The organism is Sphingorhabdus contaminans (genome assembly GCF_007280415.1).
Lineage (GTDB): Bacteria > Pseudomonadota > Alphaproteobacteria > Sphingomonadales > Sphingomonadaceae > Sphingorhabdus_B > Sphingorhabdus_B contaminans.
In genome coordinates this window covers 543,484-569,042 of the sequence record NZ_VKKU01000001.1, presented here as the reverse complement: position 1 = coordinate 569,042, position 25,559 = coordinate 543,484, and the positions used below count along the sequence as shown (strand labels likewise).

The 25,559-nt window shown below is 55.1% G+C and carries 26 protein-coding genes; 8 read left to right on the top strand and 18 right to left on the bottom strand.

Annotation, left to right across the window (positions count from 1 at the left end; all coding sequences use genetic code 11):
• Positions 1 to 34: 34 nt before the first annotated feature.
• The 3 genes from FOM92_RS02865 to FOM92_RS02855 are packed head-to-tail and all read right to left on the bottom strand — an operon-like array spanning position 35 to position 2,779.
• Positions 35 to 1,387: an SPOR domain-containing protein gene (locus FOM92_RS02865; protein WP_143775273.1), complete on the bottom strand. Its 1,353-nt coding sequence runs from the start codon at positions 1,385 to 1,387 to the stop codon at positions 35 to 37.
• A 31-nt stretch (positions 1,388 to 1,418) separates the two neighbouring features.
• Positions 1,419 to 2,036 (bottom strand): hypothetical protein, encoded by a 618-nt coding sequence (locus FOM92_RS02860; protein WP_143775272.1) that lies wholly within the window; start codon positions 2,034 to 2,036, stop codon positions 1,419 to 1,421.
• A gap of 23 nt (positions 2,037 to 2,059) precedes the next feature.
• Complete coding sequence (locus FOM92_RS02855; RefSeq protein ID WP_143775271.1) at positions 2,060 to 2,779, bottom strand: ParA family protein; 720 nt, start codon at positions 2,777 to 2,779, stop codon at positions 2,060 to 2,062.
• A 243-nt stretch (positions 2,780 to 3,022) separates the two neighbouring features.
• Between FOM92_RS02855 and FOM92_RS02850 the strand changes: the two genes are divergently transcribed.
• Positions 3,023 to 4,063 carry an SPOR domain-containing protein gene (locus FOM92_RS02850; protein ID WP_143775270.1) on the top strand — a complete coding sequence of 347 codons (1,041 nt, stop codon included), beginning with the start codon at positions 3,023 to 3,025 and terminating at the stop codon, positions 4,061 to 4,063.
• Here FOM92_RS02850 and FOM92_RS02845 read toward each other — a convergent pair.
• Together FOM92_RS02845 and hisI are read right to left on the bottom strand one after the other, a co-directional pair.
• Entirely contained in the window at positions 4,060 to 4,587 is a 528-nt protein-coding gene (locus FOM92_RS02845; RefSeq protein WP_143775269.1) for a hypothetical protein, read from the bottom strand. The genes FOM92_RS02850 and FOM92_RS02845 overlap by 4 nt on opposite strands.
• On the bottom strand, positions 4,584 to 4,943 hold the full coding sequence (gene hisI / locus FOM92_RS02840) for a phosphoribosyl-AMP cyclohydrolase (RefSeq protein WP_143775268.1): 360 nt from the start codon (positions 4,941 to 4,943) through the stop codon (positions 4,584 to 4,586). The genes FOM92_RS02845 and hisI overlap by 4 nt, the downstream gene beginning before the upstream one ends.
• Positions 4,944 to 5,073: 130 nt before the next feature.
• On the opposite strand from hisI, the gene purF reads away from it, so the two are divergent.
• Together purF and FOM92_RS02830 are read left to right on the top strand one after the other, a co-directional pair.
• Complete coding sequence (gene purF, locus FOM92_RS02835; RefSeq protein WP_143775267.1) at positions 5,074 to 6,531, top strand: amidophosphoribosyltransferase; 1,458 nt, start codon at positions 5,074 to 5,076, stop codon at positions 6,529 to 6,531.
• Positions 6,532 to 6,534: 3 nt separating this feature from the next.
• Complete coding sequence (locus FOM92_RS02830; RefSeq protein ID WP_143775266.1) at positions 6,535 to 7,245, top strand: SDR family NAD(P)-dependent oxidoreductase; 711 nt, start codon at positions 6,535 to 6,537, stop codon at positions 7,243 to 7,245.
• 6 nt (positions 7,246 to 7,251) lie between these two features.
• Here the strand turns inward: FOM92_RS02830 and FOM92_RS02825 are convergent, their stop codons facing one another.
• From FOM92_RS02825 to FOM92_RS02810, 4 genes are read right to left on the bottom strand one after another with little or no spacing between them, the layout of a single operon-like run.
• A complete protein-coding gene (locus FOM92_RS02825; RefSeq protein ID WP_143775265.1) occupies positions 7,252 to 8,649 on the bottom strand; it encodes a cryptochrome/photolyase family protein in 1,398 nt (465 codons plus the stop codon).
• Positions 8,646 to 9,608, bottom strand: a complete 963-nt coding sequence (locus tag FOM92_RS02820; RefSeq protein ID WP_143775264.1) for a metal-dependent hydrolase — start codon at positions 9,606 to 9,608, stop codon at positions 8,646 to 8,648. The genes FOM92_RS02825 and FOM92_RS02820 overlap by 4 nt, the downstream gene beginning before the upstream one ends.
• Before the next feature lie 59 nt (positions 9,609 to 9,667).
• Positions 9,668 to 10,702 carry a 2-oxoacid:ferredoxin oxidoreductase subunit beta gene (locus FOM92_RS02815; RefSeq protein WP_143775263.1) on the bottom strand — a complete coding sequence of 345 codons (1,035 nt, stop codon included), beginning with the start codon at positions 10,700 to 10,702 and terminating at the stop codon, positions 9,668 to 9,670.
• Positions 10,699 to 12,570, bottom strand: a complete 1,872-nt coding sequence (locus tag FOM92_RS02810) for a 2-oxoacid:acceptor oxidoreductase subunit alpha (RefSeq protein WP_143775262.1) — start codon at positions 12,568 to 12,570, stop codon at positions 10,699 to 10,701. Before FOM92_RS02810 ends, FOM92_RS02815 begins: the two co-directional genes overlap by 4 nt.
• 147 nt (positions 12,571 to 12,717) lie before the next feature.
• Between FOM92_RS02810 and FOM92_RS02805 the strand changes: the two genes are divergently transcribed.
• A complete protein-coding gene (locus tag FOM92_RS02805; RefSeq protein WP_143775261.1) occupies positions 12,718 to 13,677 on the top strand; it encodes an alpha/beta hydrolase in 960 nt (319 codons plus the stop codon).
• The gene (locus FOM92_RS02800) at positions 13,674 to 14,159 is read left to right on the top strand and encodes an RNA pyrophosphohydrolase (protein WP_143775260.1); all 486 of its coding nucleotides are present in this window, start codon (positions 13,674 to 13,676) and stop codon (positions 14,157 to 14,159) included. Before FOM92_RS02805 ends, FOM92_RS02800 begins: the two co-directional genes overlap by 4 nt.
• A 15-nt stretch (positions 14,160 to 14,174) precedes the next feature.
• On the opposite strand, the gene FOM92_RS02795 is transcribed toward FOM92_RS02800, so the two are convergent.
• The 5 genes from FOM92_RS02795 to FOM92_RS02775 form a co-directional block, all read right to left on the bottom strand.
• Positions 14,175 to 14,732 (bottom strand): tetratricopeptide repeat protein, encoded by a 558-nt coding sequence (locus FOM92_RS02795; protein ID WP_246087131.1) that lies wholly within the window; start codon positions 14,730 to 14,732, stop codon positions 14,175 to 14,177.
• A gap of 5 nt (positions 14,733 to 14,737) precedes the next feature.
• Positions 14,738 to 15,919 carry an RsmB/NOP family class I SAM-dependent RNA methyltransferase gene (locus tag FOM92_RS02790; protein WP_143775259.1) on the bottom strand — a complete coding sequence of 394 codons (1,182 nt, stop codon included), beginning with the start codon at positions 15,917 to 15,919 and terminating at the stop codon, positions 14,738 to 14,740.
• 3 nt (positions 15,920 to 15,922) lie between these two features.
• Entirely contained in the window at positions 15,923 to 17,383 is a 1,461-nt protein-coding gene (guaB, locus tag FOM92_RS02785; RefSeq protein WP_143775258.1) for an IMP dehydrogenase, read from the bottom strand.
• 66 nt (positions 17,384 to 17,449) lie between these two features.
• On the bottom strand, positions 17,450 to 18,934 hold the full coding sequence (locus FOM92_RS02780) for a M28 family peptidase (protein ID WP_143775257.1): 1,485 nt from the start codon (positions 18,932 to 18,934) through the stop codon (positions 17,450 to 17,452).
• A 17-nt stretch (positions 18,935 to 18,951) separates the two neighbouring features.
• On the bottom strand, positions 18,952 to 19,779 hold the full coding sequence (locus FOM92_RS02775) for an HpcH/HpaI aldolase/citrate lyase family protein (RefSeq protein ID WP_143775256.1): 828 nt from the start codon (positions 19,777 to 19,779) through the stop codon (positions 18,952 to 18,954).
• A 140-nt stretch (positions 19,780 to 19,919) separates the two neighbouring features.
• Between FOM92_RS02775 and FOM92_RS02770 the strand changes: the two genes are divergently transcribed.
• Together FOM92_RS02770 and FOM92_RS02765 are read left to right on the top strand one after the other, a co-directional pair.
• Entirely contained in the window at positions 19,920 to 20,834 is a 915-nt protein-coding gene (locus FOM92_RS02770; protein WP_143775255.1) for an SPFH domain-containing protein, read from the top strand.
• 59 nt (positions 20,835 to 20,893) lie between these two features.
• A complete protein-coding gene (locus FOM92_RS02765) occupies positions 20,894 to 21,346 on the top strand; it encodes an NfeD family protein (RefSeq protein WP_143775254.1) in 453 nt (150 codons plus the stop codon).
• A 27-nt stretch (positions 21,347 to 21,373) separates the two neighbouring features.
• Here the strand turns inward: FOM92_RS02765 and FOM92_RS02760 are convergent, their stop codons facing one another.
• Together FOM92_RS02760 and FOM92_RS02755 are read right to left on the bottom strand one after the other, a co-directional pair.
• Entirely contained in the window at positions 21,374 to 21,709 is a 336-nt protein-coding gene (locus tag FOM92_RS02760; RefSeq protein WP_211347341.1) for a cupin domain-containing protein, read from the bottom strand.
• The gene (locus FOM92_RS02755) at positions 21,706 to 22,671 is read right to left on the bottom strand and encodes a helix-turn-helix transcriptional regulator (RefSeq protein WP_143775253.1); all 966 of its coding nucleotides are present in this window, start codon (positions 22,669 to 22,671) and stop codon (positions 21,706 to 21,708) included. Before FOM92_RS02755 ends, FOM92_RS02760 begins: the two co-directional genes overlap by 4 nt.
• Before the next feature lie 170 nt (positions 22,672 to 22,841).
• On the opposite strand from FOM92_RS02755, the gene FOM92_RS02750 reads away from it, so the two are divergent.
• Entirely contained in the window at positions 22,842 to 23,342 is a 501-nt protein-coding gene (locus FOM92_RS02750; protein WP_143775252.1) for a hypothetical protein, read from the top strand.
• Between the two features lie 20 nt (positions 23,343 to 23,362).
• Here FOM92_RS02750 and FOM92_RS02745 read toward each other — a convergent pair whose 3' ends face one another.
• Both FOM92_RS02745 and FOM92_RS02740 read right to left on the bottom strand, forming a co-directional pair.
• A complete protein-coding gene (locus FOM92_RS02745; RefSeq protein WP_143775251.1) occupies positions 23,363 to 23,815 on the bottom strand; it encodes a lysozyme family protein in 453 nt (150 codons plus the stop codon).
• 38 nt (positions 23,816 to 23,853) lie between these two features.
• Positions 23,854 to 25,455 (bottom strand): phosphoenolpyruvate carboxykinase, encoded by a 1,602-nt coding sequence (locus tag FOM92_RS02740; protein WP_143775250.1) that lies wholly within the window; start codon positions 25,453 to 25,455, stop codon positions 23,854 to 23,856.
• Positions 25,456 to 25,559 lie beyond the last annotated feature (104 nt).

Sequence of the window (25,559 nt, the reverse complement as noted above, 5' to 3'; positions counted from 1 at the left end):
CCGCCGCCCCTTAAGGACTTCGATGTGCTGCGACTTAGCGCGCGGCGATCTTGCGACCTGCAGCACTCGCCATGCGCACAGGCTTTTCGGCACCCACTGCACGGACAAGGCAAACTCCGCCCTGCGCCTTGATCTTGCTGCATGCTGCATTTGCCGATGCACTATTGGTGAAACCTGTTGCGGCCAGACGGACGAATTTCTTGCCGTTCACCGTAACAGTCGAGCTGGCCGAATCCAGGCCACTCAACACGCCGTAGCGTTTGCTATATTTGTTCCACGCCGCAGCGGCATTTGCAGCGTTCGAAAACGCACCAAGCTGCACCAGATGGGTCGAAGACTTCAGCGACGGTTTCGACGCCGGCACATCGGCAAGCGCGAGCTTGACCGGTGCGGCAGGCGCAGCCGCCTTTGCAGGAACAACGGGCGCCTTGATCAGCGGAGCCTCTTCAACAGCGGCAACTGCCAATGGATCCGATTCCACTGTGTTTACAGCGGCTTCGACAGCGGCAAAGCCAACGCTATCCGACACAGGCGCAGGGCCAAGTGCAGCGAGTTCAACCGGTGCAGCTTGCGGTGCAGAGGCCATTTCAACCGGAGCCGCTGGCACTTCGGCTTGCGCCAATCCTGCAGATGGGGCGCTGTTGAGAGCCAGCCGGACGGGTTGCCCGGTATCCGCCATGTTGGGGCGCACCTTCAATAGTCCGGCGACGCGCAATGTATAGGCTTCGGGGCGTGCAAACTGCGCCCATTCGGCTATCCGGTCATTTACTTGCGACTGTGCCATGTCCTGCGACGCCATAATGCGTGCATCGCGCCAGCGGCCGTCAAGGGCATAGGCCAGCGCCAGATTCTGGCGGGTGCGCACCGTGGCGCTGTCGGCCCGGATCGCATCGGAAAGAATGTTCACAGCCTCACCCGCACGACCCGCAAGGGCAAGGGTCAGGCCATAGTCGCTGACGGGCAGGATCGAACGGTTTGCTTCGACCAGCATGACGGCAGAATCGACATTGCCTTGGGCAATACGGGCTAGGGCAAGGCTGATCACCGTGCGGGGATCCACCTGGCCCAATTCCATCACGTCCATCAACGTCCGCTCTGCCGAGACGAAACGTCCCTGCGACATGTAAATACGGGCCAGAAGACCACGATAGTCGCGGTTCTGCATATCGGCTTCAACAGCAAGTTCCGCAAAGGTCAGGGCACGGTCGGCCTTACCCTTTGCGAACGCCTGTTCTGCCTTTTTCGCCCAGTCATATGCTTTTTCAGGGCCGGCCTTTTTAGCCGAAACTTTATCGGTGCTCCCAAAACCGGCAGTCGACGCGGTCATCGCGGGCACTGCCACAAAAGCAGTCGATAATGCGAGCTTTACGACAAATTTGCTATTCATGGTATCACCTCAAAAAAGCTCAGACTTGGGTTCAATGTTTTTTCGTTGGAACGTGGGACGCAAGGTGCCCAATTTCCGGCATGGATTCGAGAAATGCGTCCAGCGCATCGGTCACGAGATTTTGTGCCGACTGATGCCGGACAGCGCAGGCAAGACGCAGCTTCAAATGACGCTCTCCATCGAGACGCAATGTGAAGGCCGCCTTTTCCTTGAGCCCCGGTTTCGAACGTGCCCGCGAACGCGGCGCGTCGGTTTTTCCACGGCGCGTAATTGGTTGCACCGGCGGTTCGGGGATCATGCTTACCACAGTCAGTGCCGTATCAACTTCCGGTTCTGCTCCGGCCAAACTGTCAAATCCGGCGTCAAACTCAGAATCATATTCATCAAAAATACGTTCCTGTTGGCTTTTAACTTCCGGAACAGCGCCCGCCAGCGGGTTTTGTCCGTGGAAGCTGTGGTCATAATCCATCGGCGTATTGGGATCAGGATCGACATCATAACCCATGTCGTTCCAGCCCAGGTCGTCCTGCGACAAAGCGGCATTTCCATTGCTGCCCATCAAAGACGGACGGCGCATGGCGGGACGGGCCAGCCCTTTGCGGGCCAGCAAAATTCCGGAAAGTGATGCTATCGGCTTAGGTTCGCTCATCTTCATTGCCCCCTTTTCTTCGCTCAACCAACAACACGGCGGCCAAAGCCGCCCATCGGTCGTGCGGCAGCGACTTGCGGATTGGCCGCAGCGGCGGGAGCACTGAATACTGTCCGGCGGAAATTCTTTTCCAGTCGGTCCGAAATATAAGCCCAGAGCTGGACAACTTCTTGCGAAGACCTGCCGCCCGGATCGATTTCCATTACCGTACGGCCGTCGATCATCGACGCTGCAAAATCGGTACGGTGGTGAAGAGTGATTGGTGCAACGGTGCCATGCTGCGACAAAGCAACGGCAGCTTCTGATGTGATCTTTGCTTTTGGCGTCGCTGCGTTGACCACAAAGATCAGCGGCTTTCCGGCGCGTTCACAAAGATCGACTGTGGCTCCCACGGCGCGCAGGTCATGCGGACTCGGACGGGTCGGAACGACAATCAACTCGGCAACCGAAATAACGCTCTGGATCGCCATGGTAATGGCAGGTGGCGTATCGATAACAGCAAGTTTGAAGCCCTGCTGGCGCAGAACAGCCAAATCCGAGGCTAGGCGCGCAACGGTGGTTTGGGCAAAAGCGGGAAGATCGGCCTCACGTTCATTCCACCAATCGGCCAACGACCCTTGCGGATCGATATCAATCAAGACGACAGGCCCGGCTCCGGCAAGTTGTGCCTGAACCGCTAAGTGGCCAGAAAGGGTGGTTTTGCCCGACCCGCCCTTCTGTGATGCTAATGCGAGAACCCTCACATCATTCCCCTTTGTAAATGTTTCAAATGGGGATGTGACAGAACAGGGCTAAAAATCCGTTAACGCTGCACCTGATTTCACCGCACGAATATTGGCTGGCATAGCGTAAACCTTAATCTATATAGCCGCATCTGACCTAATGATTTGGGGCATTGGGCTGGTTAAGAGATTAATCGGAAATGTTTACCATTTTTGAGTTTCTTGCATATTATAAGAAACTCGCTTTTAGTTCGGAGGAATTACATGAAGTTAGGGTCGCACCTTTCGAAACTGGCTATAGCTGCCTTGGCACTATCGCTGCAATCGGCACCAGCTGCAGCTGACGTCAAGGCGGGGGTCGATGCCTGGAGCCGCGGCGACTATGAGGCCGCTGTCAAGGAATGGCGCGAACCTGCCCTAAAAGGCGATCCGGATGCCCAGTTCAACATGGGTCAGGCCTACAAAACGGGACGCGGTGTAAAGACCGACCTCAATATCGCGCTCGACTGGTATAAAAAGGCAGCCGCACAAGGTCATTTGAAGGCAATGGATAGTTATGGCCACCTGCTGCACTATCAAGGCCGCGTTCCTGAGGCGCTTCCCATTTTGCAGGCGTCGGCCGACCGTGGTGACCCGCGGGCACAATATTTGCTGGCAACCGAATTGTTCAATGGCACACATATCGCAAAAGACTGGGTTCGCGCTTACGCCCTGATGTCGCTTGCCTCGTCGGCTGGCATGGCTCCGGCTTCGCAAAGCCTGTCGCAAATGGACAAATATGTTCCACTTGAACAGCGTCAGGCAGCAACAGTGCTTGCGGGCGATCTGGAACAGCGCGCCAGCCGGAATGCTTCGGCTCAGGCCGCCGGATTCCCGATCAACACAAGCCCCCCGGCCAAACCCACCAAGCAGGTAGCGGTCCCGCCTTCGTCAATACCATCGGCAAATCCTCCCGGCTTTCCGGCGAACATACCAGCGGTTGGCGTTCCAGCAGCCAAGCCGAAAGCCACGACGCCCGTTGCAGTTAAACCTGCGGCAGCGCCAGCCCCCAAACCAGCGACGCCTGCGGCGGCGAGCCCGTGGCGTATCCAGCTGGGCGCTTTTGGGGAAGATGCGAACGCCAGGAAGTTATGGGCTTCGTTGAAAGGGAAAGTTGCGGGAATTGATTCCCTGCAACCGACTTATAAGAACAGCGGACAACTCACTCGGTTACAGGCTGGTCCCTTTGCCAGCCGTGCGGCAGCAGACGAAATGTGCGGCAAGCTAAAGGCCGCCGGACAAGCCTGCCTCGTTGTTCCGGGCTAACCGCATAATCTTTCGATATCGCGCCCCAGTGTTTGACGGGCAGCTTCATCTCCGGGTTGAACCATGAAATAATGGGTGCCCGACAGATTGGCGTTGGCAGAACAATAGGTTGAGCAGCCACTTTCCACAGTGCCGGGGAAGCGCAATTCTATGCCGTCGTAGCGTGCATCGAACGAACAGCTTCCCTGCCCTGTCAGCACGACGCGCACTGTCTGCCCTTTGATCGTCGCGGTGCCCGTTCCTTCGCATTTGCTCTCCGGACCGTACACCGCCAGAAATCCAATATTAAACTGTTGCGTCCCGTTGGAAACCGCGCAAAATTTGTCTGTGCCCAGCTCGCTACGCGTTTCAAAACGTCCGGCAAATTCGACATCATCCGGATCGGGCATAATCCCAACGGCAACCGCCTGGTCGTCCAATGCTTCGCCTGACGGGGCATCCGAGGTCGTTGGCGCCAAAGCCCCATTGTCGCACGCAGCAAGTGCCAGCAGCAGCAACGAAGCATGTAACCTGCGGTAATTCACACGCGTTCCAACCTATCGTCCGTCAGGCGGCGATAGAAACAGCTGCGTTCACCGGTATGGCAGGTTGGTCCCTTTGGCTCTGCAATTACCCAGATGGCATCCTGATCGCAATCGACCCGCAATTCCTTGATAAAAAGGAAATTTCCGCTGCTTTCCCCCTTTTGCCACAGACGCTGACGACTGCGCGAAAAGAAAACTGCAGTTCCAGTTTCCACGCTTTTCGCCAAAGCTTCGGCATTCATATGGCCGACCATAAGCACGGTGCCATCTGCAGCATCGGTCACGACTGCTGTCACCAAACCATTGGCGTCAAATTTCGGATTTAGCTCCAACCCTGTTTCGCGGTCATCTGTCATGGTTAGGGACCTAAACCATGCCGAAAAGGCTCGCCAACATTTTCTTTATGACACTATCACGACAAGGGGGAGACAAGAGGGCCAACCATGCCTATATGCCACCCAGCGAAGCGCAGCGGGATTCGATATAATGCTGACCACCGACCCATTTGACGACGACAAACTTCGGGAGGAGTGCGGCATTTTCGGCGTGACTGACGCCGAAGGTGCTTCCGCCATGGTTGCGCTTGGCCTGCACGCCCTGCAGCACCGCGGCCAAGAAGCAGCTGGAATCACGAGCTTCGACGGTCACGACTTCCATACCCATCGCGCCATGGGCCATGTCGCAGGCAATTTCGACCGCGAAGAAATCATCAGCGGTCTGGTCGGACGCAGCGCCGCCGGACATGTACGCTATTCCACAACAGGCGAGACATCCCTTCGCAATGTGCAGCCGCTCTACGCCGACCTGGCGACCGGCGGTTTTGCCATCGCACATAATGGTAACATCTCGAACGCGATGACTTTGCGGCGCGACCTCGTGCGGCGAGGTTCCATTTTCCAGTCGACATCCGACACCGAGGTGATCATCCACCTGGTCGCGACCTCCGGCTACAGGACATTGCTCGACCGCCTGATCGACGCGCTAAAAAGGGTCGAAGGTGCCTACTCGCTGATCTGTCTGACAACCGAGGGTTTGATCGCTTGCCGCGACCCGCTGGGAATACGGCCTTTGGTGATGGGCAAACTGGGCGAATCCATCATCTTTGCTTCGGAAACCGTCGCTCTCGATATTGTCGGAGCCGAGTTTATCCGCGCCGTTGAGCCGGGCGAGCTCATCGTCGTGCGTAATGGCGAAATCCATTCGCACAAGCCGTTCATCCCGGTCGCACAGCGTCCCTGCATTTTCGAACATGTCTATTTTTCCCGCCCCGACTCCATCGTCGAAGGGATCAGCGTATATTCCGTGCGTAAGGCTATTGGTGCTGAACTCGCGCGGGAGAATGGCGTCGACGTCGATTATGTGATTCCGGTTCCCGACAGCGGCACCCCTGCCGCCATCGGCTATGCCGAAGCTGCGGGCATCCCATTTGAACTAGGGATCATCAGGTCACATTATGTCGGCCGCACCTTTATCCAGCCGGGCGACGGCGTTCGCCATTTAGGCGTTAAGCTGAAGCATAATGCCAACAAGAACCTCGTAGCGGGCAAGAAAATCGTTCTCATCGACGATTCCATTGTGCGCGGCACTACTTCGCTAAAAATCGTTCAAATGATGCGTGAAGCGGGTGCTGCCGAAGTGCATATGCGCATTGCCAGCCCGCCGACAATGAACAGTTGTTTCTACGGCGTCGACACACCCGAGCGGTCAAAATTGCTGGCGAGCAGAATGGACGTCGAGGAAATGTGCAAATTCATTCAGGCGGACAGCCTCGCATTCCTGTCGATCGACGGATTGTATCGCGCGCTGGGAGAAGATGCGCGCAACAACGGCAAGCCGCAATATTGCGACGCATGCTTTACCGGTGATTATCCCACAAGTCTGACAGATCATGAAGAATCCGAAGCCGGAGACCTCATCATGCTTGGCGAAAGAAAGCTCGCCTAATCCATGAGCAATATTTTTGAAGATAAGATTGCACTGGTCACCGGTGCCAGCCGGGGAATCGGCGCCGCAACGGCAAAAGCACTCGCTGCACAGGGCGCACATGTGATCATAACTGCGCGTACCGCCAAGGATCTCGAATCAGTAGAGGATGAGATTTTCGAAGCAGGTGGCAGCGCGACCATCGCTCCATTGGACCTCACCGACGGGGACAGCATTTCCCGTCTTGCCGCCGCGGTCACGGAACGCTGGGGCAAACTCGATCATCTTATACTCAACGCGGCAATGCTGGGTACCTTGGCCCCGGTACCGGCGATAGATGGCGCTGAATTTGCTCGTCTTTTCACATTGAATGTCACGGCGCAGCAAGTGCTCATCGCATCGTTCGATGCGCTTCTCCGTAAGAGTGACGCCGGTCGCCTGATCGCCCTCACCTCCTCCGTCGGCGCTACACCCCGCGCATTTTGGGGTGCCTATGGAGCTTCTAAAGCGGCTTTGGAGACGCTGGTGCGCAGCTATGCCGAGGAAGTGAAGAATATCTCTGCTGTACGAGCCGCCATTGTCGATCCAGGTAAAACCCGGACAAAAATGCGGGCCGCAGCCTATCCTGGTGAAGACCCGGCGACCGTAAAAGAACCCTCTGTGGTTGCAGAAGCCATTGTTGCTTTATTGCAACGGGAATTTGAGACGGGCACTCGGATCGCCGTAGACGGCTGATCGCTTCTAATCTTTTGTTTCAGAAAAGGCCGCCAACGCACGTTCCCGCGCCTGCTTGTGGCCAATCAATTTGCGTGGGTATGCTTTCGGCCGGACACCATGCTCCTCAGGGTCATGAATATATGGTTCGCGCAAGTCGGATAATTCCGGCACCCATTCCCGGATATAGCGCGCTGCATCAAATTTTTCCGATTGGGACAATGGTGCCATGATACGGACGAACATATTGCTGTCCACGCCAGATCCCGCCGTCCACTGCCAGTTTACGGCGTTTGATCCATAGTCGGCATCAACGAGCGTGTCCCAAAACCATTGCTCGCCCGCCCGCCAGTCGATGAGCAGATGCTTAATCAGAAAGGATGCAGCAATCATCCGAACCCGGTTGTGCATCCAGCCGGTTGTCCAAAGCTGCCGCATACCGGCATCAACAATCGGATATCCTGTCTGTCCCTTTGTCCATGCGACAAAGTCTGCTTTGACGGCTGGGTCGTCCAGATCCCGCCATGGCATCTTGTCAAAGGTGTCGCGGGCGTTCTTGCTTCCATATTCGGGAAATTGGCAGATCACATTTTGCGCATAATCCCGCCAGATTAACTCTTTCAAAAATACGTCAACCGAACCGCCAGCGGACATAGTGCGATGCCAACAGGTTGCGGGCGATATTTCGCCAAAATGGAGGTGCGGAGATAAAAAAGAAGATCCGGCAACGGAAGGCAGATTGCGCTTTTCATCATAATGCCTCGCCTTATCGGCAAAGGCCTCGAGACGGGCTTTCGCGCCCGCTTCACCGGGCTTCCACATGTCACGCATGCCGCCTGCCCAATCGGGACGGGTTGGCAGCAGGTTCCAATCGGCAATCGTTTCACTTTTCGGCCAATTTTGCGGCGCTGGAATGTTCTTAGGTGCAGGTAAAGGATCGGAAGGTGGCATATGTTGCCACAATGCGCGCATGAACGGTGTATAGATCTTGTACTGACCGCCGCTGCCTGCGGTCACGCTGCCGGGTGGCAAAAGATAGTTGCCGTCATGACAATAGAATGCGCAATCAGCGGGCAAAGCCTTCGCCACCGCTTTTTCGGCATTTCGCCACCAAGGTTCATAATGCCTGATGCAATGGATGGCCGAAGCGCCCGTTTCATTAACAAGGCTCGCTAGCACCTCTTCGGATTTGCCATGTCGGAGGAGTAAACGGGATCCGGCCTTCTTTAAATCGTCATCGAGGGATGCGAGACTGTGGTGCAACCACCAGCGCGATGCACCACCCATTTTGCGGTGCTTGGGCGTTTCGTCATCAAGAATATAGACGGGTATGACGGGCGAGCCGCTTCCTGCCGCAGCGGTCAGCGCTTTCTGATCCGCCAGACGCAGATCGCGGCGAAACCATAGAATAACTGGCTGGGTCATTTTTCCGGATTCTCGGCAGGAACGGCAACCGTGAAACGGTCCTGAACCAAGGGATTGCCAAAGCGTTGGTCCGACAGGACACGAACATTCGAAGATCCATGCACTTGTTCACGCAACACCGGCATACGCGACCAAAAAAGAAAGGCATCGGCATTTTTGTCTCTGGCCATTTGCGCGACTGCTTCAGCGTCGCCCATGTTGTGTTTGCCGATTTTGGGATCGAGACTGACAGCATCTGGCACCGAGAAACTGCCCTGCCCATAATGGGTTGCGTCGCGCCACAGCATTTCTCGCTTCCAGAATTGTACCGGGACTGGATTGGCCACTACCATAGCTGGAACGACGCCAAACTGGGATTGCACAGCATTGCCTGTCAGTTGCTCCGCCCGCCCAGTAATCAACCCATTCGCGGCAATGTAGGCAAAAATGGTCGACATACTCACCAACGCAGGCGTGCGCCAATTCTGTCTTCCTCGCCGCTCGCCGCGTAACGACAGCCACACACCTGCAATCAAGGCGCACCACAGCCAGATGTCGATGATAAAAATCGTGTCGCCGTAGAACCATTGGCTGGAAAAGGGTTCAAGCAAGCGGATGCCATAGCTGTTGAACCAATCGAACAAGGGATGGCTAAGGCAACCGATATAGGCGAGCGCCAATAACCATTTTGTGTCGACAGGCAAACGACTTTCCGGCCGTTTGCCGCGCCTCGTTTGCCATCGGTCAAACCAGAGCATTATACCCCAAAGCAACAGCGGCAGCACGACCATAGCAATCGGTCCGTGGGTAATCCCGCGACGCAGCGCCAGATGCTGGCTGCCGCCGAGCAGCACGGCAACGGCATCGATATCCGGAATGTTGGCGGCGATGATCAGCGTCGGCATCGCCAGTCCGGTTTTGCGTTTTAATCCTGCCTGTCCCAGCAATGCACCGACCAGGCTATGCGTAAGATTATCCATGACGCTTTGCTGGCGGACTAAGCCGCTGAATGCAATACAGCGTTATGTCGGCACCGAAGTCAGGTTTCGGGATGCCCTTCTTCTACAGTCCAAGTCTGCCCCTTCGCCAAAAGCTTTCCAAGGTCTGCAGTTTTGCCCGCACTTGCCGATTCATTTTGCGCAATTACGGCATCGTTGAACGTTGGACGCGGATCGTCATACAGGACACCAAGTGCCATCGGAAACTCGCCAAAACGCATTTCCACCAACATATGTGCAACCGAACGGTTGGTGACATCATGGACGATAACGCCCGCCGACTGCCAATCGCCATCGACAACATCAACCACCTTCAAGGTCAACGCGTCAGCATCGAGCGCGATACCTTTTTCACCTTTTGCGAAAAGCATCGGCTCGCCATTGCGCAGCCACAGTTGCCGGTCCTCAGCACCCTTAGGTGCGGCGAAATCTTCGAAAACATCTTTGTTGTATACGATGCAGTTCTGGAAGATCTCAATGAAAGCTGCCCCGCGATGGGCATGCGCGGCCTTCAGCACTTCGGGCAGATTTTTGGACACATCAAACCCGCGGGCGACAAAGCGCGCACCTGCACCCAATGCGAAAGCACAGGGGGTCGCCGGCCGGTCAACTGAACCGTAAGGCGTGGATGGACTTGTGGTCCCAACACGGCTGGTGGGCGAATACTGCCCTTTGGTCAAACCATATATCTCATTGTTGAACAGCATGATCTGGCAATCCAGATTGCGGCGCAGCAGATGCATGGTGTGATTGCCGCCGATAGAAAGAGCGTCACCGTCTCCAGTAATGATCCAGACGTCGAGATCGGGATTTGCCAGCTTTACGCCGGTGGCGATAGCGGGTGCACGACCGTGGATCGTATGGAAGCCATAGGTTTCCATATAATAGGGAAAGCGCGACGAACAGCCGATGCCGCTGATGAAGACCGTATTTTCGGGCGTGCTGCCCAGTTCGGGCATCGTCCGCTGTACGGCTTTCAAAATAGCGTAATCACCGCAACCCGGGCACCAGCGGACTTCCTGATCAGTTTCCCAGTCTTTGGGGCTTGAAGCTTTTACAGGGGTCATGTCGTTCATGATAATGCACCTTCGATCGCGGCTTCGATTTCTGCAATGGTAAAGGGTTGTCCGGAAACTTTGTTCACGGGCTTGGCATCGACGAGAAACTGGTCACGCAGCACAGTTTTCAACTGGCCGGTGTTCATTTCGGGCACGATGATATGGTCAAAGCTTTTCAGCACCTCGCCCAAATTCTTCGGCATTGGCCAGATATGACGGATGTGCACATGGGCAACGTCCAATCCTTCTGCACGCTTGCGGCGGACGGCTTGCGCAATTGGACCGTAAGTTGACCCCCACCCGACAACCGCAATCTTGGCGCCTTTCGCACCTTGCTCGACCAATTGGTCGGGAATGCTGTCCGCAACGCCGTTGACCTTAGCCGAGCGGATATCGGTCATTGCCTGATGGTTGGCCGGTGCATAGTTGATATGGCCGGTGTCGACTTCCTTTTCGATACCGCCAATCCGGTGCAGCAAACCGGGTGTTCCTGGCTTGACCCAGGGACGCTTCAACTTGTGGTCGCGCGCATAGGGTTTAAACCCACCTTCCGGCACCGATTCCAGAAATTCAACCGGGAACGGCTTGTAGCTAGCCAAATCCGGCACCTTCCAAGGTTCAGCCGCATTTGCGATATAGCCGTCGGTGAGCAACATGACCGGGGTCATATACTCAACCGCAATTCGAACCGCCTCTACGGCGCAATCAAATGCATCGACAGGCGAGCGTGCTGCTATGACAGGCATCGGAGCGTCGCCATTGCGGCCATACACGGCCTGATACAAGTCCGATTGTTCCGTCTTAGTAGGGAGACCGGTGGATGGTCCGCCACGCTGGCTATTAACGATTACCAAGGGCAATTCGGTCATAATGGCCAAACCCATCGCTTCCCCTTTGAGGGCGATACCGGGACCGGACGAGCTGGTGACACCCAATTGTCCGGCATAACTTGCACCGATTGCCGAGCAGATAGCTGCGATTTCGTCCTCCGCCTGGAATGTCGTAATCCCATATTCTTTCAACCGCGACAAATGGTGCAGAATGGCGGACGCGGGCGTAATCGGATAACCGCCAAAGAACATTTTCAGGCCAGCCAGTTGTGCACCAGCCACCAAGCCATAGGAAATCGACTCAGCGCCGGTAACTGTGCGATATAAACCCGAAGGTGCGGGTGCTGCATCAACATGATATTGTTTTAGGGGCCCGGAAAGTTCGGCTGTTTCACCATAAGCATGGCCGGCATTTAGAGCGGCAATATTGGCGTCCGCCAGAATCTGGTTCTTCGCGAATTTGGCGTTAAGCCAGTCTATGATCGGTTGACGGTCGCGGTCGAACATCCACAGCGCCAAACCGAGCGTCCACATATTCTTGCACCGAAGCGCTTCCTTGTTACCCAGCCCATATGGCTTGACCGATTCCATCGTCAGCGCACTGATGTCGAATGCCAACACCTTCCACTTGGCCAAGCTGCCATCTTCGAATGGATTGGTAGTGTACTTGGCCTTGTCCAGATTGCGTGGCGTAAACTCACCCGTATCTGCGATGATCAAACCGCCTTCGCGCAATGACCCTACATTGGTTTTGAGCGCAGCGGGATTCATGGCAACCAAAACATCTGGCTGGTCGCCCGCAGTATCTATTGCCTGAGAACCGAAATTGATCTGGAAAGCGGAAACGCCGAAGAGCGTGCCTTGCGGAGCCCGAATTTCCGCGGGAAAATCAGGAAATGTAGCAAAGTCGTTACCCGCCAGTGCCGAGGACAATGTAAATTGCCCCCCAGTCAACTGCATGCCGTCGCCACTATCGCCCGCAAAACGTACGACGACCGCGTCGCTATGAATAGGCGTATGCGCGCCCGTGTTCTCTTCTTTGAATGCCGTAGCCATTCGTTCCAGCCCGTTTCAAGTTTACTTTTCTGTTGCTGTTTTGCCTAATCCCATTCCGACTGCACTGCAATGTTAGAAAAACTATGTGCGCATATGCTAGACCTGTCCGGTAAGGCACCTTATCAGGTACGACGGATGGAGAATAAGATGAGCGATAACGAACCATATGTACGGCCTGATGTTGCCCTGTTCCTGCAATTTCTAAATGCTGTGCCTGGTCCCAAATTTTGGGAGGTTTCCCCGAACGACGCGCGTGCGATGACCGCCGCCATGCGTGATGTTGCCGATGCTCCCGTTGGGGAACTTGCCGTTATTCGAGACATCACTATTCCGGGTCCGGCTGGATCAATCCCCGCCCGCCTATACGACAAACGAGAGGATCGCGCTGCAGGGCCTGTAATGGTGTTTTATCATGGAGGCGGCTTTGTCATTGGCAGCCTTTACACATACGAACCTTATTGCGCTGAAGTTGCGCGCTTGCTCGACTTGCCGGTCATCTCCATTGACTACCGCCTCTCGCCTGAACATCCCTTCCCCGCACCTGCCGAAGATTGCGAGGCGGCAACGCGATGGATTGCGTCGAGTCCTGTAGAGCTTGGCTTGCAGGTAACTGGCCTCATAACGTCGGGCGATAGCGCTGGCGGGAATTTGACGATCGTGACGACGATGGCACTGCGGGACAAGCCTGCCGATGTTCCCGTTTTGGTACAACATCCAATCTATCCTGTTGTTACGCTGGACGCCGACTGGCCGAGCATGCGGGAATTCGGCACGGGCTATTTGCTGACCGATGAAGCTATGGCCTATTTCGGCGAAGGTCACGCGGCAACACCTGGTGATTTTCGCGCGGAGCCCCTGAATTTTGATCAAGAAGGAATGCCGCCAAGCCTTGTCACGACTGCAAGCCTTGATCCCTTGCGGGATCAAGGGATCGCCTATGTCGAGAAACTTAGAAAGGCTGGCGTTCGGGTCGAACATCGCAACGCAGAAGGAACGATTCACGGTCATATAAACGTTCGCCAGGCGATTCCCTCGACACAACAAGATGTTGAAGGAAATATTGAGGCCTTGAAATCCCTGCTCGCTGAGGTCATGGCTGACGCATGAACCCGAAATTTGCAGAATTACCGTACCGCCCTTGCGCGGGAATCATGCTTGCCAATACCGAAGGGAAGGTTTTTGTAGGTCAGCGCATTGACAAAGCTCCGGAAGGTGATGCCTGGCAAATGCCCCAGGGCGGGATTGATGAAGGTGAAGACGCCGAAAAAGCTGCGCTGCGCGAATTGGTAGAAGAAACCGGCATTGCGCCGGAACTTGTCGATGTGATCGCCCGCAGCCGTAACGAGCATTTTTATGATTTACCGGACGAGCTGCTCGGAAAAATCTGGAAGGGCAAATATCGCGGGCAGCGCCAGTGGTGGTTTTTGATGCGATTCAAGGGAAAAGACAGCGATATAAACATCGAAACCGACCACCCCGAGTTTTCGCGCTGGCAATGGGTGAGTCCCGAAAGGCTGCCCCAACTGATCGTCCCGTTCAAAAAACGTTTGTACGAAAGTCTCGTGACGGAATTTGGCGATTTGATCTGACCTTAATCCGACAGATCAATTGGGTTGGGATTTTGGCGCCTCACCAACTGTTGGTTTGATTTCAAGAGCGCTCGCCTGAAGTTGTGGCTTTTCGCTAGCTTTGGTGGCGGCTAAAGCGAGCTTGTCGACTATGCCGCAATCGCTACGGCACAACATTTTTAAGCGCGCAATATTTTTCCGTGCAGGTTCAATCGCACCTTTGGCAATCATTGCTTCGGCTTGGCCACCCAAGGCGAGTTGATCGTTGGGATCAATTTCGAGTGCCTCTTTGTAGAATCGGATCGCTTTGCCATTCAGGCCCTGCTTGCGCACCGCTTCCGCCATGGCGATATAAGCAGCGCGATTGCGTGGATCGACTGCAAGAGCTGTTTCATACCAATCAATGGCTTCTTCAACTTTACCCGTCTTCATTGCCTCTTGCCCCGATTGCAACAAGGCAATGGATTGAGGATCGATATCATCGTCGGCGCGACTTCCAATTCCCGCACTGGAAATCATGGCAAAGCTAAGTGAAAGTGCAATCGCAGCCGGAGAAAAACGCATAATTAATGTCCAAATCTGTTTAAGTTGCATCACTATCACAACTTCTTAAGTCGCGCGAAGAAAAATCCGTCGGATCCATCATGGTTCGGGGTCAACAGAATTCCTGCACCTTCCGTTCGGCCCGCAACCACACAGGGATCAACGGCACGCCAATCAGGATGTGTGTCCAGAAACTTGTTCACTTGCCCCCTGCCTTCATCCGCTAAGATCGAGCATACAGCATATACAAGATGTCCACCAGACGCGACCAATTCTGCGCCAATATTCAGTATCTTTTCTTGGTCGGCGCATACGCGTTCAAGCCGCTGGGGATTAAGACGCCATCGCGTTTCAGGATTACGACGCCAAGTTCCGCTACCCGAACAGGGGGCGTCGATCAGAACAAGATCACACTCCCCCGAATATTTAGAAAGCATGTCAGTTTCACGCCCCGGGTCGAGCAACTGTGTTTGGATATTGGATACACCAGCCCGTATTTGACGTGGCTGAAGCTTTTGGAGGCGATTCCTGTTGGTATCGCACGCAATCAACGTGCCCTTATTTTGCATTGCCGCGGCCAATGCCAGTGTTTTTCCGCCAGCCCCTGCACATAAGTCCAGCGCGGTCATTCCGGCGACTGCGGCGCAGGCGTCGACGATCAGTTGGCTGCCCAAATCCTGAATTTCAGCGAGGCCAGCGGCAAACAGCGGATGGTTGTCGACCGGAAATCCGGCCGGAAGACGCAGTGCATAGGGCGATTGATGTAATATCTCTGCCTCCGGCAGTTGCCGAACCACCTCTTCGCGCGTTGCCTTTAACGCATTGACCCGGATATCGAGCGGAGCACGGTCGAGCAGCGCAGGTCGCTCGGAATCATCGACCAGGATGCTGAGATGTGGCAGTATCCATGCCGGCAAAGGTCCGCCCTGTGCGCGCTGCTCCTGAGGCCCAATCGCGGCGGGACCGTAATCGCTACCATCAAACAAGGCCGCAATCTCTGCATCTTCGTCGGCAAGGGCAATGAAGGCGGAACGCGCGCTTGGCGGCGGTTCACCAAAGCGACGGATCGCCCGCCATGCCAGATCACGCACGGCCCTGCGGTCTTTCGAGCCTGCATACCGCCGCTCGGCAAAGAAAGATTTAGCCAACTGGTCGGCAGATGCCCCACCATCTTTCGCCGCGACAAGTATCGCGTCGAGCAATTCAATTGCCGATTGCAGACGCGCTGCCGGCCTCATGGATTATCGGGTCGGATAATTGGGCGCTTCACGCGTAATCGTCACGTCATGCACATGGCTTTCGCGCAATCCGGCATTGGTGATGCGGACGAAACGGGCACGCTGCTGAAGATCGGCAATTGTTCGCGATCCGGTGTAGCCCATCGCCGCTTTTACGCCGCCAACAAGCTGGTGGATGACGTCACGCGCAGGACCTTTGAAAGGTACCTGTCCTTCGATACCTTCGGGAACCAGCTTGAGCTGGTCCTTGATGTCCTGCTGGAAATAACGGTCGGCCGACCCACGTGCCATTGCACCGACAGAGCCCATACCACGATAGCTTTTGTAGGCGCGCCCCTGGTACAGAAAAGTCTCGCCCGGCGCTTCTTCAGTACCGGCGAGGAGCGATCCGACCATCACCGAAGACGCACCGGCGGCCAGCGCCTTTGCAACATCACCGGATGTGCGCAGACCGCCATCCGCTATCACGGGAATATTGGATTTCGCCGCTTCCGCAGCAGATTCCATAACTGCGGTCAGTTGCGGTACGCCCACCCCTGCCACGACGCGCGTCGTGCAAATCGAGCCCGGACCTATCCCGACCTTGATACCATCCGCGCCCGCGTCAATCAGAGCCCGTGTCGCTTCGGCAGTCGCAACATTGCCGGCAACAACCTGCACTTCGGGGGCCATGCGCTTGATTTCCGAAACTGCCGCAGCCACCATTGCGCTGTGCCCATGTGCGGTATCCACAACAATCAAGTCACATTCGGCATCGATCAGGGCCTTTGTATAGGCCATGCCCTTTTCACCAACAGTGGTTGCCGCAGCGACACGTAGCCGTCCGGATTTATCCTTGGTTGCCTCGGGATATAAAACGGCCTTTTCAATATCCTTGACGGTGATCAAGCCGATGCACCGGTAATTGTCGTCTACCACCAACAGTTTTTCAATCCGCCGCTGATGCAGCAATCGACGCGCCTCTTCTTGGGTGACGCCGGGTGACACGGTGGCCAGATCCTGATGGGTCATCAGTTCCGAGACCGGTTGCAGGGGATTTTCAGCAAAGCGCACATCACGGTTAGTCAGAATGCCAACCAACTTGCCGCCATTCTCAACGACCGGAATACCGGAAATGGAATGTGTGGCCATAAGCGTCTGCGCGTCGGCCAAAGTCGCGTCCGGTGTGATGGTGATGGGGTTTACCACCATCCCGCTCTCAAAGCGCTTTACTTGCCGCACAGCTGCACATTGTTCTTCAATGCTGAGGTTGCGATGCAAAACGCCAATGCCGCCCAACTGCGCCATCACGATTGCCATGCGCGCCTCGGTCACTGTGTCCATAGCCGATGACAGAATGGGAATGTTAAGCGAAATGGCTTGAGTCAGCCGCGTGCGCGTGTCGGCCTGGCTCGGGAGCATGTCCGAGGCGGCCGGCTGCAACAGCACGTCGTCAAATGTAAGGCCGAGAGGAATGTCTTTCATGCTGCCACCGCTTCTACGTTCGCGTTATCGTTCGATTCGTGGCGGCCCATGTAAACAGTAAGGCCTCTATTCGCCAGCCTTCGCAGCTTTATATTTGCGCGTATCGGCAAAATAGTTCCCAAGCGCAATGTGAAGGTCCGCGTCCTCGGCCGCACCACCCAGTTCGGTCTGGTCCGTCAACTCGTCATTTGGTCCGTGATAATCGCTGCCCAGGAATTTCTGCATCAGGTCAAGATCGGCAAAGGAGCCGCCCACCATCAATGCAGGCACGCCCTTTTGTGCCAAAGCCCAACCATCCTGGCGCTGGATGAAATCATTCGCATCAGTCGAGCTTTCAATGGCTCTGCCCGTCTTGCGCGCAACTGCCTCTACCGTAGCATCCAGCGATGTCGTGCCGCGGCCGATTATGGCGACTTTGGAATTGCGTGGTGCAATTGCAATCGTGTCGACGTTGAGCGAGATGACGATATCCTCCAGCGGGAAGACCGGCTTATCCGCATAGGCGTAAGCCCCCAAAAGTCCGCTTTCCTCCGCTGTGGTGGCAATGAAATAGATATCACGGTCATGACGCTTCTTGGCCAGCCGTTGGGCGACTTCGGTCAGTACGGCGATACCGCTCGCATTATCGACGGCTCCGTTGCAGATCCGGTCCGGTGCATCTTCGGGCGCGCAGATACCGAGATGGTCCCAATGCCCCATATAGAGCACAGCACCGCTGCCTTTCTTCTTTCCGGCAAGCTTCCCAATCACATTGGAGCTTTTGAAACGGTAAATGTCGGTCGTGACGTTGAAGTCAGCCTCTACACCCAACGACTCACCCGCATAATCGGCGCCCTTCGCATGCGCACGAAGTTTATCCCAGTCACGTCCCGCCGCGGTCACCATCGCGACCGCAAATTCGGAACTGATGGCACCTTCGAGATTCGCCCGCTTTTCACGGCTTTCCAATCCTATTGGACGCGATAGCAGTTGACGCCGCAAAGTCGGCCAATTGCCCTGGCTATCGCCAACAAAGATCACGCCTTCGGCCCCTGCTTCGATCAATGCCTCCCGCCGTGCGCGGGGCGACTTCATCTTTGCAGGAGCATTGTCTGCTTCGAAAAGCACCAGAGCAAGTTTGCCCGCCACATCGGCACCCACGCTTCCGTCCGATTTGACGCCTATGCCAGTAAACACAACCGGCAGATCATTTTTGGCGTAGGCAGCTTCCTTGCCAATCAGGACGATTTCGTCGGACACAATCCGCAGTTTTCTTCCCTTTGCATTGAAGGCATAGGTCGCATCACCACGTCCGCGCTGGATTAACGGCACAGGTTCGAACCAGCTACCGTCACCGGCGGCAGGTTTGAGCCCCGCCTTGGCCCATTGCTCGGCAATATATTTGACGGTTTTTGCTTCGCCCTCGGTACCCGGTTTGCGACCTTCGAATTCGTCGCTCGCCAGTACAGCAATATGTTCACGCAAATCGGTTTCGCTCACGCCTTTGGCGAGTGCAGGAACAGAAACACCAAGAACTACTACCGCAAAAACCGCTCTCAAAAACAGGCGCATCTAATTTCCGCTCCAGGCTAATCGATGACGTCACCCATCGCATGTCGGGAACGTTCTATCGTCAATTTAGCCTCCTCTACATGCATCGATTCAATCATGCGACCCTTAAATCGCTGTGCCCCGCCTCGGCTCGCCGCAATCAGTTCTTCCGCTTCGGCAATGGCCGACGCACTTGGGCCGAAGGCCGCATTTGCGGAACTAATCTGGTTGGGATGGATAAGGGTTTTCCCTGTGAATCCGAAGGTCGCCCCCTGGCGACATTCGGCATCAAATCCATCAAGGTCATCCAGCCGGTTGCACACGCCGTCAAAGCGTGGCTTTCCGAATTCCGAAGCCGCCAGCACGATCATCTGCAGTGACAGCTCCAGCCCCTCCCGATTTGGACCGGGTCGTATCCCAGTTTGGGCCGCGATATCATTGATACCGGCAATAAGTCCGGCGACAGTTGGATGTCCCGCAATCGACCGAGCGTTAAAAAGGCCCTTCGGCGTTTCAACCATCGCAAGCAACGGGACGCCGAAATCTGAAATCTCGGATACATCCTCGACTTTCGGCAACACCACGAAGTCGGCAGCACAATTTTTAAGCGCTGCCACATCGTCCGCATGATGGGCGCTGTCAAAAGCATTGGCACGAATGGCCAGCAGTCGGTTTCCCACACCGGCTTTCGCATAAGCCAATGCGGCGTTCCTTGCTTGCGCCTTTGCATCTTCGGGAACCGCATCTTCCAGATCGACGATAATCATATCGGCAGACAAACCCAGCGCCTTTTCAAGCGCACGCGCATTGGATGCCGGCACGTAAAGCGCCGAGCGAACGAACTTCAAACGATCGATGGATTTCATAAAACTATTCAAAACCCCATTTTAACTGGAAATGGACAGCACATCTTCTGCGACGATTATTCTTCGAGGCAAACCGATTTTCCTTGGCAAGTGATGCCATATTTACGACAATCTGTTTCAGGTCAAACGGAGGGAATTTCATGGAATATTTTTTCGGCTTTCTGGTGCTGATCGTCATCATTTTTGTGATGATGGGGGTAACGGTCGTACAACAGGGATTTGTGTACACAATTGAACGCTTCGGGCGCTTCACCCACGCCGCCCAGCCCGGCTTGACCATTATCATACCCTTCTTTGATCGCGTCGGGCGCAAAGTGAACATGATGGAACAGGTGCTCGATATTCCGGGACAGGAAATCATCACCAAGGACAACGCCATGGTTGGCGTCGACGCTGTCGTGTTTTTTCAGGTGCTGGACGCCGCAAAAGCCGCTTACGAAGTCAGCGACCTTTATGTGGCGATCATGCAGATCACGACGACAAATTTGCGTACCGTTATGGGCAGCATGGACCTCGACGAAACCTTGTCAAAGCGCGACGATATCAATGGTCGCCTGTTGTCTGTGGTGGATCATGCAACCAGTCCGTGGGGTGTAAAGATTACCCGCGTCGAAGTGAAAGATATCCGCCCGCCCGCTGACATCAGCAATGCAATGGCGCGCCAGATGAAGGCAGAACGTGAAAAGCGGGCCCAGATATTGGAAGCCGAGGGTTTGCGGGCAGCAGAAATTTTGCGTGCCGAAGGCGAAAAGCAAAGCCAGATATTACAGGCCGAAGGTCGTAAAGAAGCCGCATTCCGCGATGCAGAAGCTCGCGAACGTGAGGCGGAGGCAGAAGCAAAAGCGACCGTGATGGTTTCAGAGTCAATCGCCTCATCGGGTACGCAAGCGCTGAACTACTTTATCGCACAAAAATATACCGAAGCCGTCAGCCAATTTGCAACTTCGCCAAATGCCAAAACGATCCTGTTCCCCGTTGAAGCAACACAGTTAATTGGAACCCTGGGTGGCATTGGCGAGCTGGCAAAAGAGGCATTGGCAACCAAAGACAAATAATGTCCCGATAAAGCCCCCGAAGGGGCGAGGCACACGCATTAGGCAACAGGAGTTTCAGCATGGCCGAATGGCTTGATAGCATATCTACCCACTGGTTCTGGCTTTCGCTCGGCCTGATCCTTGGCGCGGCCGAAATGGTCGCGCCAGGCTTCTTTCTGATGTGGCTTGGCCTTGCCGCCATCATTGTCGGTGTACTCGACTATTTCCTGCCAATCACCGTCGCTTATCAGGTGGCAATGTTTGCTGTTCTATCAGTGCTCACTGTCTTTGCAGGCAAAAAATTTCTTGCGAACAACCCGATCGAAACGGACGATCCGAAACTGAATGACCGTGGCGCGCGCCTGACAGGTGAAATTGTCACCGTGGTGGAAGAAATTGCCGATGGTCATGGACGGGTCAAAGTCGGCGACTCCGTTTGGGCAGCACGCGGAACCGACGCTGCTCTCGGGTCTCGCGTTCGCGTAACGGGGGCAGATGGTGCCGTATTGCTTGTGGAGGGGATCACTCCATAAGACGTGACGATCGCACATTGTGTATCGTCATTCGCCGCCGTCCGGTCCCCAGAAAATCACCCATGTTTTGAAGTCTTCTGAAAATTCGGCGAAACGATGGGCTATGCCCGCCTTTACAAACAAAACATCTCCCGGTGCGAAGGGTGTCGATGTGCCCTCCTGCTCAAAAACTCCGTTGCCCGAGATGATGATGTAGAGTTCATCCTGTTTATGCGGAGTTTGATCGTCGACACCAACCGGTGCGTAGATGCCCACCTTCATGGATCCGTGGCGTAACGGATAATGGAACCGGCTATGTTCGGGCAATTTTTCAATCTGGGCTAGCAATTCGCCCTGATTAAAGCGCATTATCGGCTGACTCATTCGACATCCTCCAGATTCTTGAGCACTGCTTGGGCCATTTCACGCATTGCTTTGCGTAAACTGGCAGGCCCCTCAACACGTACTTCAGGACCCAATGAAAGCAACAGGCGGGCGCCTTGGTCGCTATTTTCAAATGGCAGGCAAATTTCACGCCAGCCTTGCCCATCGTCCGTGGCGGCGGCGACTGCCTGTGCCGCATAGCCGCCCAGTTCTGCCAAACGTCGACATGCTTCATTGGATGCAGTTATCTGCGCTACTTCGGGTCGCAACTCCTGCTCAAAACGTTGCAACTGCTGCGACCAATATGTGGCCAGTTCGAAATTGGCGGGACGTTCAAACCTCTGATCCAAAACATCCATCTTTCGTATCGAACCGACCCGATAAGTCCGCAGACTTTCGTCAACGCGGCCAACAAGATACCATTTTGCGCCCTTTTGAACCAAACCCAAAGGATCGACTTTACGCTCCCGCACACCCTTCCAGCTTTTATAGACCAGAAAGACCGTATGACTGTCGATCACTGCTCGCGCGAGGGCGGGTAAGCAGGGAACAGGTTCGGCTGCTTGATACCAATCAGCAGGATCGAGATGGAACCGCCCGGTGATCCGGCTGGCAAGCGCGCTGCCTTCCGGCGTAAGCGCCGCCAGCAATTTGCCTCTGGCGCGTTCGGTTGCTGCCCCCAATCCCAACTCTGCCGCTTGACCCGGTAGTCCGATCATCAACATAGCTTCGGCCTCGGATGCATTGAGACCGGTCAACCGGGTTTTATACCCGTCCAATAACGAAAATCCGCCCCCCGGCCCCCGATCACCGTAAACCGGTACACCGGCCGCACTCAACGCGTCGATATCGCGATATATCGTCCGGACCGAAACTTCGAACTCGTCGGCTAAATATTCCGCCGTCAGACGGGCCCGCAATTGCAGCAGGATTAGGATCGATAAAAGCCGGCTTGCACGCATATTTCGCCTCTACCCGATAATAACTGACATGATGTGTCAGGTATAGCTGTTTATGCCGGAACCGTTTCTGCACTTGCGGAGGAGGAGAAAAAATGACCGCACCCATCAATCGACGTCTCCTTCTGACCGGATCTGCTGGCTTGTTACTATTATCTCAGGGAGCATTGGCAATGAACGACATCGACTATTCATCGACGGGAAAAAAAATAGTAACCGGAAAGGGTATTGGTGATTTTGATTTTCTAACCGGCGAATGGAAAATCGCGCATCGGCGATTGAAAGACGGCACCACCGATGTCTGGGAAGAATCATATAGCGGCGCGACGGTTCATCGTGTTCTGGACGGGATGGGCAGCATCGAAGAATTGCGCAAACCCGATGGCAGCTTCATGGGAATGGGCATCCGCATCTGGCTACCGCAGGAAAAGAAATGGGCCGACCATTGGACCGGCACCTATAATGGCGTCGTCAATCCGGCGCAAAAGGGCGAGTTTATCGATGGTGAAGGAATATTCATCAGCGAAGAAGTGGTGGACGGAGTGCGCTGGCTTTATCGCGGCACATGGGACCGGATCACGCCCACAAGTTGCCGTTGGCACCAATCCACGTCCAAGGATGGTGGGGAGAACTGGGAATGGAATTGGTGGATGGACTGGACGCGCGTCTCCTGACCGACGCGTTTGTGTTGCCGCTAGATTTTCTCCAATTCCAGCAAATCCGGTTCGACAAAGTTTCGCCGTGCCTCGACCGAAAAAAGACGCTCTTTCGAATAGAATTTCAACGGCAACCCCCGCCCTCCCCGCTCCGAAAGAAGCAGTGCGTTCACGGACTGCCAAAGTGGCAGGTTCTTTTCGACTTCAGCCAAGTGTGCCTTTACCGCCGCAATATAAACCTGTGTGATCGTTTCGTGATAGCCTTGGCTGTCATCATTCACGCCGCCCACCGCCACATTATAGGTCGAGATGATCCCGGCCATATCTTCCTCGGGCGTTATGTCTGGACGATCGCGAACAATCCAAGTGCACGCGGCAAGGTGCGCCTCATGCGTCCAAGCTTCGCGGGGCAACGTGCGCGCAAGCAAGCCTTCGCCAATCGCAACGATTGCGGCATCATCTTGGAATAGGCGGACTTCAAATTCGGACATTTCCGGGCTTTCTATTGGACCCGGAAATGTCCGGGCGATTACGCTGCTTTGGGTGCAGACTGCCTTACACCTTCATCGACATGATCGGCAAATTGCGCGAAGTTATCAATGAATTGCTGTACCAGGTTACGGGCTGTGGCGTCATACTCCGCCTTGTCAACCCACGCTTCGCGCGGATTGAGGATGGCGCTGTCTACACCTGGAACTGAAACGGGGAATTCGAAACCGAAATTCGGGTCCTTCTGGAACTCCGCGTTGTTTAGGCTTCCATCAAGCGCAGCGTTCAAAAGTGCGCGTGTTGCTTTGATGGGCATGCGGCTGATGCCAGGCATCGTCGCTTTACCGCCGGTCCAACCGGTATTCACCAGCCAGCACTGTACGGCGCCCTTGGCGATCCGCTCCTTCAAAAGATTGCCGTAAACGCTCGGGTGACGCGGCATGAACGGCGCACCGAAGCAGGTCGAGAAGGTTGCTTCCGGCTCGGTCACGCCGATTTCCGTACCAGCAACCCGTGCGGTGTAGCCCGATAGGAAGTGATACATCGCCTGCTCTGGCGTCAGCTTCGCAATAGGAGGCAATACGCCATAGGCATCTGCGGTCAGCATGATGATATTCTTGGGCACTGGACCCATATTCTTTTCCGAAGCATTCGGAATGAACTCAATTGGGTACGATCCCCGGCTGTTTTCGGCCAAGCTGGCGTCGTCAAAATCCAGTTCCCGGGTTTCGGGATCCATCACGACATTTTCGAGAACCGTACCGAAACGCTTCGTTGTCGCAAAAATTTCTGGCTCGGCTTCTTCCGACAAACGGATCATCTTGGCGTAGCACCCGCCTTCGAAATTGAAGACTGCAGTGTCCGACCAACCATGTTCGTCATCCCCGATCAGGGTGCGGCTCGCGTCGGCTGACAGTGTCGTTTTGCCTGTGCCCGAAAGTCCGAAAAACACAGCCGTATCGCCATTTGCGCCAATATTGGCCGAGCAATGCATCGGCATCACGCCCTTTGTCGGAAGTAGATAGTTAAGAATGCCGAAGACCGACTTCTTCATTTCGCCAGCATAAGCGGTGCCGCCGATCAAGATCAGCTTCTCGGTGAAGTTGACTGCAATAACGGTTTCGCTCCGGCAACCATGGCGCGCTGGATCGGCGCGGAAGCTCGGAAGATCTATGATTGTGTATTCGGGTTCAAATCCTGCCAGCTCCTCTGTGGAAGGCCGCACCAGCAACGTGCGGATGAACAGGTTATGCCATGCCAATTCGTTGATGACGCGCACGTTCACACGATGCTCCGGCTGCGAACCGCCGAAGAGATCAGCGACATACAGCTTTTCCTTGCCGCCAAGCGCCGCAAAGAAATCTTCCTTCAACGCAGCGAAATGCGCGGGGTCCATGGCCACATTGGTTTTGCCCCACCAGATGCTGTTTTCTGTTTCTGCATCGCGTACGATGAATTTGTCTTTCGCCGAGCGGCCTGTATGGGCGCCGGTCTTTACAACCAGCGGCCCGTTTTTTGCGAGCATGCCTTCACCGTTGGCCAACGCTGCCTCTACCAGAGGTGCCGTTCCCAAATTGGCAAAAATGCGCGCAGTCGTTGAAATACCTTGCTTTGCAAGCGGAATGTTAAGGGCCACGGACATTACAACTTTCTCCAATCGGCGAAATTAGCTTAATAACGAATCTAGGGCATACGTATGCACTAATGCTTCCGCGCCGGTAGCCGAGACAAAAGACAACGTCAAAT